At 69.1% G+C, this 15,897-nt stretch carries 12 protein-coding genes; 5 read left to right on the forward strand and 7 right to left on the reverse strand.

Annotated elements, in window-relative coordinates; genetic code table 11:
• Nucleotides 1-43: 43 nt before the first annotated feature.
• The 3 genes from WA640_RS26085 to WA640_RS26095 form a co-directional block, all read right to left on the reverse strand.
• Nucleotides 44-1,225, reverse strand: a complete 1,182-nt coding sequence (locus tag WA640_RS26085) for an ABC transporter permease (protein ID WP_335991782.1) — start codon at nt 1,223-1,225, stop codon at nt 44-46.
• Nucleotides 1,222-2,091, reverse strand: a complete 870-nt coding sequence (locus tag WA640_RS26090) for an ABC transporter ATP-binding protein (protein WP_335991783.1) — start codon at nt 2,089-2,091, stop codon at nt 1,222-1,224. Before WA640_RS26090 ends, WA640_RS26085 begins: the two co-directional genes overlap by 4 nt.
• A gap of 84 nt (nt 2,092-2,175) precedes the next feature.
• Complete coding sequence (locus WA640_RS26095; protein ID WP_335991784.1) at nt 2,176-3,381, reverse strand: nitrate/nitrite transporter; 1,206 nt, start codon at nt 3,379-3,381, stop codon at nt 2,176-2,178.
• 149 nt (nt 3,382-3,530) lie between these two features.
• On the opposite strand from WA640_RS26095, the gene WA640_RS26100 reads away from it, so the two are divergent.
• From WA640_RS26100 to WA640_RS26120, 5 genes are all read left to right on the forward strand, one after another.
• A complete protein-coding gene (locus WA640_RS26100) occupies nt 3,531-7,226 on the forward strand; it encodes a nitrate reductase subunit alpha (protein WP_442904832.1) in 3,696 nt (1,231 codons plus the stop codon).
• Nucleotides 7,226-8,974 carry a nitrate reductase subunit beta gene (narH, locus tag WA640_RS26105; RefSeq protein ID WP_335991787.1) on the forward strand — a complete coding sequence of 583 codons (1,749 nt, stop codon included), beginning with the start codon at nt 7,226-7,228 and terminating at the stop codon, nt 8,972-8,974. Before WA640_RS26100 ends, narH begins: the two co-directional genes overlap by 1 nt.
• Nucleotides 8,971-9,597 (forward strand): nitrate reductase molybdenum cofactor assembly chaperone, encoded by a 627-nt coding sequence (gene narJ / locus WA640_RS26110; RefSeq protein WP_335991788.1) that lies wholly within the window; start codon nt 8,971-8,973, stop codon nt 9,595-9,597. The genes narH and narJ overlap by 4 nt, the downstream gene beginning before the upstream one ends.
• The gene (gene narI, locus WA640_RS26115) at nt 9,594-10,337 is read left to right on the forward strand and encodes a respiratory nitrate reductase subunit gamma (RefSeq protein WP_335991789.1); all 744 of its coding nucleotides are present in this window, start codon (nt 9,594-9,596) and stop codon (nt 10,335-10,337) included. The genes narJ and narI overlap by 4 nt, the downstream gene beginning before the upstream one ends.
• Before the next feature lie 98 nt (nt 10,338-10,435).
• Nucleotides 10,436-13,876, forward strand: a complete 3,441-nt coding sequence (locus tag WA640_RS26120) for a leucine-rich repeat domain-containing protein (RefSeq protein WP_335991790.1) — start codon at nt 10,436-10,438, stop codon at nt 13,874-13,876.
• Between the two features lie 2 nt (nt 13,877-13,878).
• Here WA640_RS26120 and WA640_RS26125 read toward each other — a convergent pair whose 3' ends face one another.
• From WA640_RS26125 to WA640_RS26140, 4 genes are read right to left on the reverse strand one after another with little or no spacing between them, the layout of a single operon-like run.
• Nucleotides 13,879-14,184 carry a hypothetical protein gene (locus WA640_RS26125; protein ID WP_335991791.1) on the reverse strand — a complete coding sequence of 102 codons (306 nt, stop codon included), beginning with the start codon at nt 14,182-14,184 and terminating at the stop codon, nt 13,879-13,881.
• A gap of 33 nt (nt 14,185-14,217) precedes the next feature.
• Nucleotides 14,218-14,898 (reverse strand): hypothetical protein, encoded by a 681-nt coding sequence (locus WA640_RS26130; protein ID WP_335991792.1) that lies wholly within the window; start codon nt 14,896-14,898, stop codon nt 14,218-14,220.
• Complete coding sequence (locus tag WA640_RS26135) at nt 14,888-15,385, reverse strand: WXG100-like domain-containing protein (RefSeq protein WP_335991793.1); 498 nt, start codon at nt 15,383-15,385, stop codon at nt 14,888-14,890. The genes WA640_RS26130 and WA640_RS26135 overlap by 11 nt, the downstream gene beginning before the upstream one ends.
• 15 nt (nt 15,386-15,400) lie before the next feature.
• Nucleotides 15,401-15,745: a WXG100 family type VII secretion target gene (locus WA640_RS26140; protein WP_335991794.1), complete on the reverse strand. Its 345-nt coding sequence runs from the start codon at nt 15,743-15,745 to the stop codon at nt 15,401-15,403.
• Nucleotides 15,746-15,897 lie beyond the last annotated feature (152 nt).

A 15,897-nucleotide genomic window follows, 5' to 3' on the forward strand; every position in this document is an offset into this window, starting at 1 on the left:
CTATATCCTATAGGATATAGGGCCCGCAGTTTACGTTGCGGCGCTAGGCGGCGCGGCGCAGCGCCTCGCTGATCTTCATGCGCGAGCCCGTGTACAGGACGGACCGCTTGTACAGCTGCGAGCCGAGTGCGAGCGCCCCGGCCGCGGCGAGCGCGAGGAGGACGCCGGAGAGGCCGATCTGCCAGGCCGGGACGTCGGTGATCGCCATGCGGGTGGGCATCGCGATGCCGGAGAACGGCGGGACGATCGACAGGACCTCCGCGAACGTGCTCGTCGGGGCGTTGAGCAGGAAGATCGCGCCGAGGTAGCTGAGCGTCAGCGACATGATGAGCGGGGTCAGGACCGACCCGGACTCCTCCTGGCGCGACACGAGCGAGCCGACGCCGCCCGCGAGCGTCCCGAACAGGGCGAACGCGATGAGCCACCAGCCGATCGTGGAGACCGCCGCGGAGGCGGTGCCCGCGGGCAGATCGTCGAGCATCCCGGTGGCGGCCGAGACGCCGAGGCCCACGGCGACCATCGCGACGAGGTTGACGAGGGAGATGACGCCGAGGCCGATGACCTTGCCGCCGAGGAGCTGCCACGGTTTGAGGCTGGTCAGGAGGATCTCGACGATGCGGCTGGACTTCTCCTCGACGACGCCCATCGCGATGTACTGCACCGGGGTCATGAGCATCATGAACATGATGATGGAGATGATGAGGCCGGTGAAGTAGTCGAGGGTGCTGCCGACGCCGCCCTCCGACTCCAGGGTCACCCACTCCAGGGGCTGCACGGTGAGCGCGTCGGCGATCTGCTGGTCGCTGAGCCCGGCGTCGGCGAGGTTCGTCTGGACGCTCGCGGCCTGCCAGGCGGCGTCGATCTTCGCCTCGACCTCGTTGCCGACCCCGTCGCGGCTGTAGAGCGACCCGTCGGCGACCGCCGTGTCGACGGTCTCGTCCTCGACGGCCTTCTCTGCCTCGTCGGCGCTGTCGTACATCGTGATGTCGAAGCTGCCCATGGCTTCGAGCTGCGCCTGCATGGCGGGGGCGGTGTCCCCGGCGAGGCCGATCTTCTCGTCCTCGGAGTCCCCGCCGATGAGGGTCGGGAGCGCGGCGAGGATGCCGACGATGACGACGGTGACGATGAGGCTGATGACGTTGGACTTCGACAGGCCGCGGACGCGGATCTCGCGCCCGGCGACGAGCAGGAGCCCGCGCAGCCGGGAGGGTTCGTTCTGCGTCATCGGGTCACGGCCTCTCGGAAGATCTCGGCGATGGTGGGCTGGTCGTAGGCGAAGCGGGTGACGCGTCCGGCGGCCGCGGCGATGCGCAGGGCCTCCTGGTCGTCGCCGTCCTCGATGAGGTAGTCGTCGCCGTCGCGGGTGACGGTGCCGGTGAACTTCGCGGTGAGGTCCTCGTCGGCGTCGACGCTGATGCGCAGCTGCTTGACCTCCTTGGCCTTCAGCTCGTCCACCGACCCGGAGGCGATGATGCGGCCGTTGCCGATGATGGAGACGGAGTCGCAGAGCCGCTCGATGAGGTCGAGCTGGTGGCTGGAGAAGATGACGGGCGCCCCGGCGGCGGCGCGGTCCCTGAGCGCGTTGCCCATGACGTCCACGGCGATCGGGTCGAGCCCGGAGAACGGCTCGTCGAGGATGAGCACTTCGGGGTCGTGGACGAGGGAGACGGCGAGCTGGACGCGCTGCTGGTTGCCCAGCGACAGGTCCTGCACGAAGTCGCCCATGCGCTCGGTGAGGTTGAGCTGTTCCAGCAGCTCGGCGGCGGAGCGCTTCGCCTCGGCCTTCGTCATCCCGTGCAGCTCGCCGAAGTAGGCGACCTGCTCGCCGGTCTTCATCTTGGGGTAGAGGCCGCGTTCGGAGGGCATGTAGCCGAAGCGGCGGCGCTGCTCGACGCCGAGGGGCGCGCCGTTGTAGACGATCTGGCCGGAGTCGGCCGCGAGGACGCCCATCGCGATGCGCATGGTGGTGGTCTTCCCGGCCCCGTTGGCGCCGACGAATCCGACGACTTCGCCCGGGGCTGCGGACAGCGACACCCCGTCGAGGGCAACGGTGTCGCCGAACCGCTTGTGCAGGTCCTTGATTTCCAACATGACTTCACCCTAGGCGCGGACGCGGGCGGGTTCCTCCTGCTTGAGAGGGATTCCGGCCCGGCTCGCTTCATTCCCGAGAAGTAATCACGTGAGCTTGGGCCGCGGCGCGGGCACCGGCCTGCGGAAGGACCGCAGCGTGAACACGCCGACCAGCAGCGCCGTCAGCGCGAGGAGCAGCAGCCCGATCGCGTACGAGTCTGTCGCCTGGTACACCGCGCCCATCACCAGCGGCGGGAAGTACCCGCCGAGACCCCCTGCGGCCCCGACGATCCCGGTCACGCCGCCGACCCGCGCGGGCTCCACGAGCTCGGCGACGAGCGCGAACACGCCGCCCGTCCCCAGGCCGAGGAACAGCGCCATGAGCACGAAGCACGCGCCCGCGGGCACTTCCAGGGGCGGCTGGAACGACAGGAGCACCGCCATGATCGCCGCCCCGAAGAACGACGTCAGGCAGATCCTCAACGGCCCCACCCGGTCCGAGAGGATCCCCCCGGCCGGGCGGGCGACGACGGCGGCGAGGCTGAACCCGGCCGTGCGCAGGCCCGCGTCGGTCTGCGCGAGGTCGTAGGCGGTCACGAGCATCGTCGGCAGGTACGTCGAGAACGCCACGAAGCCGCCGAACGCCACCGCGTACAGCAGCGACATCTGCCAGGTGACCTTGAGCTTCGCGACCGATCTCAGGCGCGGCAGCGCGGGCTCGGTGTTCGGGCTCCACTGGGGAGCGTTGCGCGCGAAGGTCCAGCAGACCAGGCCCATGGCGGCGAGCGCGGCGCACATGACCAGGTGCGTCGGCAGCAGCCCCATGCCGTCCACGAGGCGCGGCGTCAGGAACGCCGACAGCGCGGTGCCGCCCATGCCCGCGCCGAAGATCCCCGTCGCGAAGCCGCGCCGCGCGGGCGGGTACCAGGCGTTCACGAACGGGATGCCGACGGCGAAGCTCGTCCCGGCGACGCCGAGGAGGAAGCCCGAGGCCAGCAGTGCCGCGTACGAATCGCCGGAGAGCCCGACGAGGAGCACCGGGATGATCGAGACGAAGCACGAGAACGTGAGCATGGTCCGGCCGCCGAACCGGTCGGTGAGGATGCCCGCGGGGATGCGCCCGACCGCGCCGACCAGGACCGGGAACGCCACGAGGACCGACGTCTGCGTCGGGTTCAGGTCCAGGTCGTCCGCATAGGTCTTCGACAGCGGCCCGATGAGGTTCCACGCCCAGAACGTCAGCGCGAACGCGGCCGTCGCGAGCGCCAGGTTCCTCCCGGCGCCGCGCTGCACGGTCTCGGTGGTGCCCACGGGCGGCCTCCTCGGTGCTGCTGCCACAGCGCCGATCCTCGCAGGAGCGGCGGCGCGGGGACCCGGGCGAAGGGCCCGCCGACAGTATGCCGATTAGTCCTCTTCGCGGGGACCAAAGACCCTAATCTGGGCTCCGGGCGCCTGCTTCGATGCAGGGGACCGCACCGTTCGAGGCGAGGGAGACCAGCGTGGCGCGAACCGACCGGCCCGCCTCCGCGCTGCTGCTGCGCACCGGCGTCCACCTCACCCGCTCCGAGGCCACCGGCGACCTGCGCGTGGTGATCAAGGAGGGCGGGCGCGAAGGCGACGTGTTCTACCGCGACCGCTGGTCCCACGACAAGGTCGTGCGCTCCACGCACGGCGTCAACTGCACGGGCTCGTGCTCGTGGAACGTGTACGTCAAGGACGGCATCATCACCTGGGAGACCCAGGCGACCGACTACCCGTCCGTGGGCCCCGACCGGCCCGAGTACGAGCCGCGCGGGTGCCCGCGCGGGGCCGCGTTCTCCTGGTACACGTACTCGCCGACCCGAGTGCGCTACCCGTACGGGCGCGGCGTGCTCGTCGAGATGTTCCGCGAGGCGAAAGCGCGCCTGGGCGACCCGGTCGCCGCGTGGGCCGAGATCACCACCGACCCCGCCAAGCGCGCCCGCTACCAGTCCGCGCGCGGCAAGGGCGGACTCGTGCGCATCACCTGGGACGAGGCCGTCGAGATCGCCGCCGCCGCGCACGTCCACACCATCGGCGCCTACGGGCCCGACCGCATCGCCGGGTTCTCCCCGATCCCCGCGATGTCGCAGGTCTCCCACGGCGTCGGCGCACGGTTCGTGAACCTCCTCGGCGGGTCCATGCTGTCGTTCTACGACTGGTACGCGGACCTGCCGGTCGCTTCCCCGCAGGTGTTCGGCGACCAGACCGACGTGCCCGAGTCCGGCGACTGGTGGGACGCCGCGTACCTGATCCTGTGGGGCTCCAACGTCCCCGTCACCCGCACCCCGGACGCGCACTGGATGGCCGAGGCCCGGTACCAGGGCCAGAAGGTCGTCACCGTCGCCCCCGACTACAACGACGCCGCGAAGTTCGCCGACGAATGGCTGGCCCCGCACCCGGGCACCGACGGGGCCATGGCGATGGCGATGGGGCACGTGATCCTCAAGGAGCACTTCATCGAGCAGCGCACCGCGGCCTTCGACGCCTACGTGCGCAAGTACACCGACCTGCCGTTCCTCGTGGAGCTGGAGGAGCGGGACGGCGGGCTCGCGCCCGGGAAGTTCCTGCGCAGCGGCGCCCTCGACGACCCGTACGCCGCGTGGAAGCCCGTGTTCCTCGACGAGGCGACCGGGGAGCCGGTGGCGCCCAACGGGACCCTCGGGACCCGCTGGAACGACGCCGAGCCGGGGAAGTGGAACCTCGACCTCGAAGGCATCACGCCCGCGCTGACCCTGTACGAGGACGGCGGCTCGTACGCGCCGGTCTCCTTGCCGCGCTTCGATGGCGACGGGGACGCGATGGAGCGCGGCGTCCCGGTCCGCCGCGTGGACGGCCGCCTCGTCACGACCGTGTTCGACCTGCTCCTGGCCCAGTACGGCGTGCAGCGGCCGGGCCTGCCGGGGCGCTGGCCCAGCGGGTACGAGGACGCGGCCGAGCCGTGCACGCCCGCGTGGGCCGAGTCCGTGACCTCCGTCAAGGCCGACCGGATCGCGCGCATCGCCCGCGAGTTCGCCGCCACCGCAAGGGACTCCGGAGGCCGGGCCATGATCGTGCTCGGCGCGGGCACGAACCAGTGGTTCCACGGCGACACGATGTACCGCTCGTTCCTCACCCTCCTGCTGCTCACCGGCTGCCAGGGGAAGAACGGCGGCGGCTGGGCGCACTACGTGGGCCAGGAGAAGTGCCGCACCCAGACCGGTTGGGCCGCTTACGCGTCCGCAATGGACTGGACGCGGCCCGCGCGGTTCATGGCCGCCACGCCGTACTGGTACCTGCACACCGACCAGTGGCGCTACGACACGTACGACGCCGACGCGCTCCTGTCCGCCACCGGCCCGAACCGCTTGGCGGGCACGCACACCGCCGACCTGGTCGCCGCCTCCGCACGCATGGGCTGGATGCCGTCCTACCCCACCTTCGACCGCAACCCGCTGCTCCTCGCGCAAGAAGCCAAGGAAGCCGGGAAGGAGCCCGGCGAGTACATCGCCGACGAACTCGAATCCGGCGAGCTCCGCTTCGCCGCCGAGGACCCCGACGCGCCCGAGAACTGGCCGCGGGTCCTGACCGTGTGGCGCGCCAACCTGTTCGGGTCCTCCGCGAAGGGCGACGAGTACTTCCTCAAGCACCTCCTCGGCACCCAGAACTCCGTGCAGGGCACTGAAGCCGGGCCCGGCCACCGGCCCGCCGACGTCACGTGGCACGGCCTCGCCCCGCAGGGGAAACTCGACCTGCTGCTCTCCCTCGACTTCCGGATGACCTCCACGACCCTCCTCTCCGACCTCGTGCTGCCCGCGGCCACCTGGTACGAGAAGCACGACCTGTCCACAACGGACATGCACCCGTACGTGCACGCGTTCTCGCCCGCGATCGACCCGCCCTGGCAGGCCCGCACCGACTTCGAGGCGTTCCACGCCCTCGCCCGCCGCTTCTCCGAACTCGCCGAAGACCACCTCGGCACCGCCACCGACCTCGTCGCCGCACCCCACCAGCACGACACCCCCGGCGAGCTCGCCCAGCCCGGCGGCACCGCCCCCGACTGGAAAGCCCAAGGGACGCGACCGATCCCGGGCAGGACCATGCCCGCGATCATCGCCGTGGAACGCGACTACCCCGCCGTAGCCGCGAAGATGGCCGCCCTCGGCCCCCTCGCCGAGACCAAGGGCCTGCCCGTCAAGGGCGTCGCCTTCACCCCCGACGCCGAGATCGGCTGGCTCGCCGCCAGGAACGGCACCTCCGCACAGGAGCCCGCCGTCGGCCGTCCGCTCATCGACACCGACGTCAAAGCCTGCGAGATGATCCTCGCCCTCTCCGGCACCAGCAACGGACGCCTTGCCGCCCAAGGCTTCGAGCGCCTCGCCGCCCGCACCGGCACCGACTTCTCGGAGCTGATCCACGCCGGGGCCGAACGCCGCGTCGTCTTCGCCGACGCCCAGCACGGCCCCACCCCCGTCGGCGCCAGCCCCGAATGGTCCGGGAAAGAGGCGCACGACCGCCGCTACTCGCCGTTCACCATCAACCTCGAACACGACAAGCCCTGGCACACCCTCACCGGCCGCATGCACTGCTACGTCGACCACGACTGGATGCACGAGTTCGGCGAAGCGCTCCCCGTCTACCGGCCGCCCCTGAACATGGCCGCGCTCTTCGGTGAACCGGAGATCGGGCCCACGGGGGAGAAGGCCGTCGCCGTCAGATACCTGACCCCGCACTCGAAGTGGTCCATCCACTCCGAGTACCAGGACAACCTGCTCATGCTCACGCTCTCCCGCGGCGGCCCCAACATCTGGATGAGCCCCGCCGACTCGGACGCCATCGGCGCCAAGGACAACGACTGGGTCGAGGCCGTCAACCGCAACGGCGTCGTCGCCGCCAGGCTCGTCGTCTCCCACCGCATGCCACAAGGGACGGTGTACATGTACCACGCCCAGGAGCGCGTCGTGGACGTCCCCAAGACCGAGACCACCGGCAAGCGCGGCGGCATCCACAACTCCCTCACCCGCCTCCTCGTCAAACCCACCCACCTCATCGGCGGGTACGCGCAGTTCTCTTACGCGTTCAACTACATCGGCCCCACCGGCAACCAGCGCGACGAAGTCACGGTCGTGCGCAAGCGCAGCACCGAGGTGACGTACTGATGGCCCGCATCGGGAGAGTCATGGCCCAGGTCGCCATGGTCATGAACCTCGACAAGTGCATCGGCTGCCACACCTGCTCCGTCACGTGCAAGCAGGCGTGGACGAACCGCTCCGGCGTCGAGTACGTCTGGTTCAACAACGTCGAGACCCGCCCCGGCCAGGGCTACCCGCGCCGCCACGAGGACCAGGAGCGCTGGCAGGGCGGCTGGAAGCGCACGGCCGCAGGGAGACTCAAGCCGCGCGCGGGCGGGCGGCTGAAGAAGCTCGCCACGATCTTCGCGAACCCGAAGATGCCCGCGATCCAGGACTACTACGAGCCCTGGACGTACGACTACGAGCATCTCGTCTCCGCGCCACTCGGCGACGACATCCCCGGCGCGCGGCCCCGGTCGCTCCTCACCGGCGACCCCATGCAGATCACCTGGAGCGCCAACTGGGACGACGACCTCGCGGGCGGGGAGGAGCTCGCGTCGAACGACCCGATCGTGCAGCGCATCGGCGACAAGGTCCGCTTCGAGTACGAGCAGTCGTTCATGTTCTACCTGCCGCGCATCTGCGAGCACTGCCTCAACCCCAGCTGCGTCGCCTCGTGCCCGTCGGGCGCCATGTACAAGCGGGCCGAGGACGGCATCGTCCTTGTGGACCAGGACAAGTGCCGCGGCTGGCGCATGTGCGTCACCGGCTGCCCGTACAAGAAGGTGTACTTCAACCACAAGACCGGCAAGGCCGAGAAGTGCACGCTCTGCTACCCGCGCGTCGAGGTCGGCATGCCCACGGTGTGCTCCGAGACCTGCGTGGGGCGGCTGCGGTACCTCGGGGTCGTCCTCTACGACGTCGAGCGGGTCGGCAAGGCCGCCGCCGTCAAGGACGAGCGGGACCTGTACGCCGCGCAGCTCGACGTGTTCCTCGACCCCGACGACCCCGAGGTCGCCGCCGCGGCGATCCGCGACGGCATCCCGGAGCGCTGGCTCGCATCGGCGCGGCGCTCGCCGGTGTACAAGCTGGCCAAGCACTTCGGGATCGCGCTGCCGCTGCATCCGGAGTACCGGACGATGCCGATGGTCTGGTACGTGCCGCCGCTGTCGCCGGTCGTCGACGCGCTCAGCGAGACCGGGCACGACGGCGAGGACGCCGGGAACCTGTTCGCCGCCATCGACACGTTGCGCATCCCGGTCGAGTACCTCGCGGAGCTGTTCACCGCGGGAGACCCGGAGCCGGTGAAGGCGGTGCTCGCGAAGCTCGCGGCGATGCGCGCGTACATGCGGCGCCTCAACCTCGGGCAGGAGCCCGACGAGTCGATCGCGGCGGCGGTCGGCATGAACGGCACCGAGATCCAGGACATGTACCGGCTGCTCGCCATCGCGAAGTACGACGACCGGTACGTCATCCCGACCGCGTACGGGGTCGACGAGGCCGACCGCGGCGTCATCGACGAGATCGGGTGCAGCCTCGACTTCGAGGGCGGCCCCGGCATGGGCGGCATGGGCGGCATGGGCGGCATGGGCGGCATGGGCGGCGGCGTGCCGTTCGGCGAGGCGTCCGGGCGGCCGCAGCCGGCTTCCGTGGAGAACTTCCACGCCCTGCGCGACCGCCAGACCAGCGACGGCCGCTCGGGCCCCGCGCGCCGCTTCAACCTCCTGAACTGGGACGGCAACGGGCGTCCGCCGGGGCTGTTCCCCGAACGGGAGCGGGCGGACCAGAACACGAGCGACGGAAAGTACCTCAAAGAATCCGGGGAGGCGAAGTGACCGCCGTGATCCGCCAGGCCGCCGCGATGCTCCTGTGCTACCCCGACGCCGCGTTCTTCGAGCGGCTCCCGCTGATCGAAGCGGCTGCGGCGGAACAGGAACCGGGCGACGCCCGCGAAGCGCTCACGGCGTTCTGCTCCTATGCGCGCTCGCAGTCCGAAATGGACTTGGGCCGGGAGTACGTGCGCACCTTCGACCTCAAGCGCCGCAGGGCGCTCCACCTGACCTATTACACCGACGGCGACACCCGCAGGCGCGGGCACGCCCTCGCCCGCATCAAGGAGATCTATGGCGCCTGCGGCTGGAGACTCGACGCCGCCGAACTGCCCGACCACCTGGCAGTGGTGCTCGAATTCGCCGCCCGAGGGGACGTGGAGGCGGGTGAGCGGCTCCTCGTCCGGTTCCAGCCCGGCATCGAGCTCCTGCGCGCCGCCCTCCGCGACGCCGCCAGCCCGTACGCCGCTGTCCTCGACGCCGTGGCCGCAACCCTCCCGCCCCCCGACGAAGCCCGCCGCGAGGCCGCCCGCCTGGCCGCCGCCGGACCTCCCGCCGAGGACGTAGGGCTCGACCCCTACGGCGCGGTGCGGCTCGGCATGCCCGCGAGGATCGGAGCCGCCCGATGAACCCGACCGCCGTCGACTACCTGCTGTGGGGCGCACTGCCCTACGTCGTCCTCGCCGTCCTCATCGGAGGGACGGTCTGGCGCTACCGCTACGACCGCTTCGGCTGGACCACCCGCTCCTCGCAGCTCTACGAGTCGCGGCTCCTGCGCATCGCCAGCCCGGTGTTCCACTTCGGACTCATCGTCGTGATCATCGGCCATGTGGTTGGCCTCCTGATCCCCGAGTCCTGGACCGACGCCGTCGGCATCACCAACGACCAGTACCACGTCACCGCGCTCTCCTTGGGCGGCATCGCGGGCGTGACCACCCTCGGGGGCATCGCCCTCCTCATCTGGCGCCGCCGCACCACTGGCCCGGTCTTCAGCGCCACCACCGTCAACGACAAGGTCATGTACCTCGTCCTCGTGGCCGCGATCCTCGCCGGCCTCGCCACCACCCTCCTCAGCGCCGTCGCCGGCCTCACCGGCGCCCACGAGACCGACTACCGCGAGACCGTCTCCCCCTGGTTCCGCAGCATCTTCACCCTCCAACCCGACGTCGCCGCCATGACCGCCGCCACGGGCGCCTTCAAACTCCACGCCCTCATCGGCCTCGCCCTCTTCGCCCTCTTCCCCTTCACCCGCCTCGTCCACGCCTTCAGCGCCCCCGTCTGGTACGTCTTCCGCCCCTACATCGTCTACCGAACCCGCCCCGCCACCCCGACCCAATCCACCCGCCCCCTCCGCCGAGGCTGGTCCTGAACCCTGCCGCAGCAGGCACATGTCGATGCCTCTTCCGGTATGAGGGGACCCTCTAGAATGGGAGTTTCCTTGTCTCCCCGCAGGAAGAGCCCCTTTCGATGCTCGACGAGGCCGTTCGCCGCATTCGTGAAGCCAAGCGCACCAAGCAGACCGTCCTCGACCTCACTGATCTCGACCTGCGGGAGTTCCCGGAGGAGGTCTGCGAGCTGACCTGGCTCACCGAGCTGGACCTCAAGGACAACCGGATCACCTCCTTGCCTGATGCGATCGGGGATCTCACCGGGCTCACCAAGCTCGACCTCTTCGACAACCTGGTGGCCGAGGTGCCGGAGTCGATCGGCCGGCTTCGCGCGCTCACCTCGCTCGACCTGGACAAGAACCGGTTGACCCGGGTTCCGGAGTCGATCGGGGAGCTGACCGCGCTGACCCAGCTGGACCTCGCGCGGAACGACATCGAGGAGATCCCGGCGTCGATCGGGAACCTCACGGCGCTCACCCATCTCAACCTCTACGGCAACGACCTGCGCGAGCTGCCGGAGTCGATCGGGAACCTCACCGGGTTGACACTGCTGCATCTGAGCAACAACGACCTCAAAGCGCTCCCCGAGTCGCTTGGAAACCTCACCGGCATCACCCACCTGACGTTGAACGCCAACCGCCTGGCGTCGCTGCCGGAATCCATCGGGAACCTCACCGCGCTCACGAGCCTGAACCTGGAGGACAACCGGCTCACCGCATTGCCCGAGTCGATCCTGAACCTCACCGGGCTCACCAAGCTCGACTTGGACGACAACCGGCTCACTGCACTGCCCGACGGTATCGGGCGCCTGGCCGCCCTCACCAGCCTCACCTGCCGCGACAATGAACTGCGCTCCCTGCCCGACTCGATCCGCGACCTCAGCTCGCTTGAGCGCCTCAGCTTCTGGGACAACGACGTCGAATCTCTTCCGGAGTCGATCGGCAATCTCACCACGCTCACCGAGTTCGACCCGAGCATGAACCGGCTCGCCTCACTCCCGGAGTCGATCGGGAACCTCACCGGCATCTCCCAACTCGACCTCTCGTACAACCGGCTGACCTCACTGCCCGATTCCATCGGCGGCCTCGCCAGTCTCACCATGCTCCGCCTCTGCGACAATCGCCTCAGCTCGGTGCCCGCCTCCATCGGCGACCTCGCCTCGCTGACCCTGCTCGACCTCCGCAACAACGCGCTGGCGGCGATCCCCGAGTCCGTCGGGAACCTGACCAGGCTCACCAACCTCGACCTCAGCGACAACCGGCTACGGGCTCTTCCTGAGCAGATCGCCGAGTTCCCCGACCTGGAGCAGTTCTCCGCATCCGAAAACCCGCTCCCTCCGGAGATGGCCGCCGCTGAAGCGAGCGGTGAAGGCGGGTTGATGACCTTCCTGAAGGAGGTCGCCGCTGACGGCGTCGCAGTCCGTGAAGCGAAGCTCGTGCTCGTAGGGGAAGGCGCGGTCGGCAAGAGCACCTTGCTGTCCGCGATGCTGGGGGAGCCGTTCGAGGCCGACCGCTCCTCGACGCACGGCATCGAGGTCAGGGCGCTGACCCTTTCGCGCGGGACCGCCGACGAGTGCGTGCTGAACACCTGGGACTTCGGAGGCCAGGAGACCTATCGGCCCACGCATCAGCTCTTCTTCACGGCTCCTGCTGTCTACCTCGTGGTCTGGAAGCCTCGGCACGGGCCGCGGCAGGACAACGTCGAAGAGTGGATCGAGCTGATCCGAAGGCGGGCCGGGGACGATGTCCGCGTGCACGTCGTCGCGACCCACGGGGGACCGAAGGACCGGTTCGCGCACATCGACGAGCACCGGCTCCGCCAGCTCCACGGCGATGTCATCGTGGGTTTCCACCACGTCGACAGCAGCACCGGCGCCGGGATCGAGGACCTGAAGTCCGCCGTGCAGCGCACCGCCTCCGCGCTCCCGTACTTCTCCCGGAAACTGCCCGCGAGCTGGCGCCGCTTCCAGGACGACCTGCATCAGGTTCCCGAGCCGTACCTCGAATACCCGGACTACCTCGCCCGTGCCGCGGTGCACGGCATCACCGAAGCATCGGCGAGGACCCTTGCGTCTGTGGCAACGGACCTCGGCCGCTGGTGCCACTACCCGGACATTCCCGGCCTCGACCAGTTGGTGGTCCTCAAGGGCGACTGGCTCAGTACGGCGGTCAGCCTGGTGCTCGACGACGGACGGACCGTCTTGAACCACGGACTTGTTGAGCACACCCGCCTGAAGGAGATCTGGAACGACCCGACCAACCCGCCGCACCTGCGCTATCCGGAGAAGGTCCATCGGGTCCTGTTGCGGCTCATGGAGGAGTACGAAATCTCGTACCGCGTCGGCGGCGGGGGCCATGGTGGTCGTCCGCCGACGAGCCTCATCGCGCAGCTGGTCGACCCCGCCACGCCTTCACTGGAGGCATGGCACGACTACGGCGGCGACCTCGCCGTGCAGACCCGGATCTGCAAGTTCAGCGACGCCTCGGACAACTTCCACATCCCCGAGGGTCTGATCTACCGGCTCATCGTGCGGCTGCACTCGCTTTCGCTTGGGCGCGAACGCTACGAGGACAGCCTCCACTGGACCGGCGGCCTGGTGATCGACCACGGCCTCCACGGCCGGGCGCTCATCAAGCTCGACCGGAACCGGCTGATCGTCTCGGTCAAGGCCGTGGTCCCGGACTACCTCCTCACCTTGGTCATCGAGGAGATCAAGAGCCACGTCGCCGAATTCTGGCAGGGCGTGAAGGTCCGCACCTACGTCTCCTGCGGCGGCAACTGCAACGATCCCGAAGGGCGGCAGGCAGGACAGTGGGAAATCGAGCGGCTGTTCAACCGGCGTCTGAAGGGCAAGCGCGAGATCACCTGCGGCTCTTGCGATGAGGATGTCGCAATCCAAGACCTGCTGAGCGGCGTGGTCGCGCCGGTCGACCCCGACGAGCGCTTCGAGACGGCTGTCGGAACACTACTCAGCCCTGAGTTTGCGGCACAGACCGGCAAGCGGCTCATCACCCATGCGGAGACCTACCTCCAAGACCTCCTCCAGGCGTTCGAGAGCGAAGCCGCCAATGGGCCCCGCCTGGTCACGATTGCCGCCGATGGGAAGCCTAGAGAACTCGGCTCGGGCCACACGGTCGTGCCGCTGCGGGTGAAGTTCTTGTGCGAGCACTCACGGTCTCCGGCGCCGTACCAACAGGCAAGGATGGGCTACTTCGTCGAGGTTCCGGAAGTGTGGCTGCATGAGGCGCTGCCTTGGTGCAATGCAATGGCTATTGCGCTCCAGGTCGCGCTTCCTGATGAATCCGTGCCTAGTCTGAACTACTGGGACCGGTTGGTCGCCGTGAGCGCCGAACAGGCGCGATCTCATCTCAGCTATCTCCAAGCTTGGGTCCGCGAACAGGACCCCGCCTTCGGCGGCCTCGTCCGCGTCCGCCACCGCGGGCGGTACAAGTGGGTCCTCCCCGAATTCGAGGCCGAGTTCAATCCCGGGCTCCCAGACATGGGCGACGCCGAGGGGTGAGGTCAACGGGCGCGCAGGAGTTCGATGACGCCCGCAGGGGTCTGGAGGCCCGCGATGCCGTCGACCGAGATGGTGCCGTCGATGTAGATGAGGACCTGGTATTCGGGGAAGTCCTCGACTTGGAGGTCACCGGACGGGTCGACCTGGGGGATGACGCGGATCTGGACGTCGTCGCCGAAGTCGGCGGCCCAGTAGTCGCCGTAGAAGGAGCTGTCGCGGCCCTCGAACCGGTGGCCGATCACGGGCTCCAGCGCGGCGGCGACCGCCTCGGCGTCGCCGCCCTTCACTCCGTACAGGTTCTCAACCATGGCTGTCCTTTCGCTCCGCGGGGAGCCTAGTCATCACGTCCGCGGCATGTAGCCGTAGGGGGGCGTCAGGGAGACGGTGGGGGACTGGGCGCGGTTGACGGCGAACTGGGCGTCGCGGTACGCCATGAACGACATCGGGCGTCCGCCCGTCATATCGGTGAGCTCCTTGTGGAGGTCCTTCAACCCGACCTTCTCAAGGTCCCTGTCACGCTCGATCGGCCCGGTGCGGCGGCCGCCGTTGCGCATGTCGATCCCGGCGTCCTTCGCGGCGTCCACGAGCTTGTTGCTCTCGACGGTGAGGTCGTAGTCGCTCTTCTTGCCGCCGCCGTCGAACGGTCGGCTCCCCTTGGCCGGGTTGTGGCTCACGCCGTCGGTCGCGGAGCCCTGGAGCATGACCTTCGCGTCGTCGTACCCCGCGTCGTGCAGGCCCTGGTTCAGGCGGTCCCGGAACCGCTCGAAGTCGGCCTTGTCCTTGAAGCCCGCGGGCGGGTTCAGGATCGGGCGCTCGCCCGGGCCCGGAACGAAGTCGGGACGGTCCGGCACCGGGTCCGGCTTGGGCTTCGGCGCGGGCCCGGGCGCGTCCGGGGCCTTCCCACTGAAGTCGCCGCCTTTGGCGGGGCGCAGCGTGTCCCCGTCCTTGAGGATGTTCGAGACGACCGCGGCCCCCGGGACGTCCCGCTGCGGCTTCGGAGTCTTGCGCTTCCTACCGCCCATTCATCACCGCATTGATCGCCATGCCCATCAACTGGTCGAGGATGAGCCCCGTGATGGTCTTGAAAATAGGAATCTGGAGCAGGGACGCCCCGAACGTGATCGCGGCCGTCGCGATGGCCTGCGCGATCTGGAACGCCAGGATCGCCAGCTGCACGATCACCTGGATCTTCAGCGCCAGGACGATGCCCGCCGCGATCGTGAGGCCGATGTTGATGAGGTTCGCCGGGTCGCCGGCGTCGGCGATGTTCCGCACAGCCGACTCCTTGTCGTCCCACTCCTCTTTGAACGCGTCGATCTCGGCGCCGGAGTTGTTCTCCACCAGCGTCCTAGCCGCGTTGTTCAGCGACTCCACCCGGCCAGCGATCCGGTCGGCCATGCCGGTCCACTCCCCGGCGGTCTTGAAGATCTTCTCCTCATCGGACTCGGGCCATTCGTACCCGAGCGCGCCCATGATGCTGATGAGTTCCGACGGCAGCTGCATGCCCATTGGTCGCCGCGTCTCCTACTTCGGTCCGGTCGTGGTGCCGCCGAGCTCGCCCGCGAGCTGCTTGAACGATTGGGCGGACTCGTCGTCGCCGGCCTCATGGCCGTCGGCCATCTCCCGCAGCGCCACCGCAATCTGGCCGATCTCCTCGATGTTCGTCGTGAAGCACTCGTTGACCGCGTCGGTGCACGCCTGGTGCGCCATGCCGGTCAGGGACCCGATGGTGTCGCCGCCGAACCCGTCGGCGTACTGCTCCAGCGCCGCAGTGAACTCGTCGAGCAGCGCCTGCACTTCCTCTTTGCCGGCGTCGAGCTCGTCGGCCGACTTCCGCATGGTCTCTGGATCGATGCTGAAACCAGCCACCGCCGCGCCCTCCGGTCCCCTAAATGATGCGAACCCGGCTCAATATAGTCCAGACGTTCAAGCGTGAGAACGCTCCCCGTATCAGCGCACCGGCTGCCGCGGTCACCCGTTCGGAGTAAGAATGGGAGGCGGATCAACCGCCTACGGGAGCC

This window comes from Glycomyces sp. MUSA5-2, assembly GCF_037034145.1.
GTDB classification, from domain to species: Bacteria; Actinomycetota; Actinomycetes; order Mycobacteriales; family Micromonosporaceae; genus Glycomyces; species Glycomyces artemisiae.

Excerpts from the sequence above, each read along its gene's own strand:
- WA640_RS26085 (WP_335991782.1), bottom strand. The coding sequence starts at position 1,225 with ATGACGCAGAACGAACCCTCCCGGCTGCGCGGGCTCCTGCTCGTCGCC.
- WA640_RS26090 (WP_335991783.1), bottom strand. The coding sequence starts at position 2,091 with ATGTTGGAAATCAAGGACCTGCACAAGCGGTTCGGCGACACCGTTGCC.
- WA640_RS26100 (WP_442904832.1), top strand. The coding sequence starts at position 3,531 with ATGCAGGGGACCGCACCGTTCGAGGCGAGGGAGACCAGCGTGGCGCGA.
- narH (WP_335991787.1), top strand. The coding sequence starts at position 7,226 with ATGGCCCGCATCGGGAGAGTCATGGCCCAGGTCGCCATGGTCATGAAC.
- narI (WP_335991789.1), top strand. The coding sequence starts at position 9,594 with ATGAACCCGACCGCCGTCGACTACCTGCTGTGGGGCGCACTGCCCTAC.
- WA640_RS26120 (WP_335991790.1), top strand. The coding sequence starts at position 10,436 with ATGCTCGACGAGGCCGTTCGCCGCATTCGTGAAGCCAAGCGCACCAAG.
- WA640_RS26125 (WP_335991791.1), bottom strand. The coding sequence starts at position 14,184 with ATGGTTGAGAACCTGTACGGAGTGAAGGGCGGCGACGCCGAGGCGGTC.
- WA640_RS26130 (WP_335991792.1), bottom strand. The coding sequence starts at position 14,898 with ATGGGCGGTAGGAAGCGCAAGACTCCGAAGCCGCAGCGGGACGTCCCG.
- WA640_RS26135 (WP_335991793.1), bottom strand. The coding sequence starts at position 15,385 with ATGGGCATGCAGCTGCCGTCGGAACTCATCAGCATCATGGGCGCGCTC.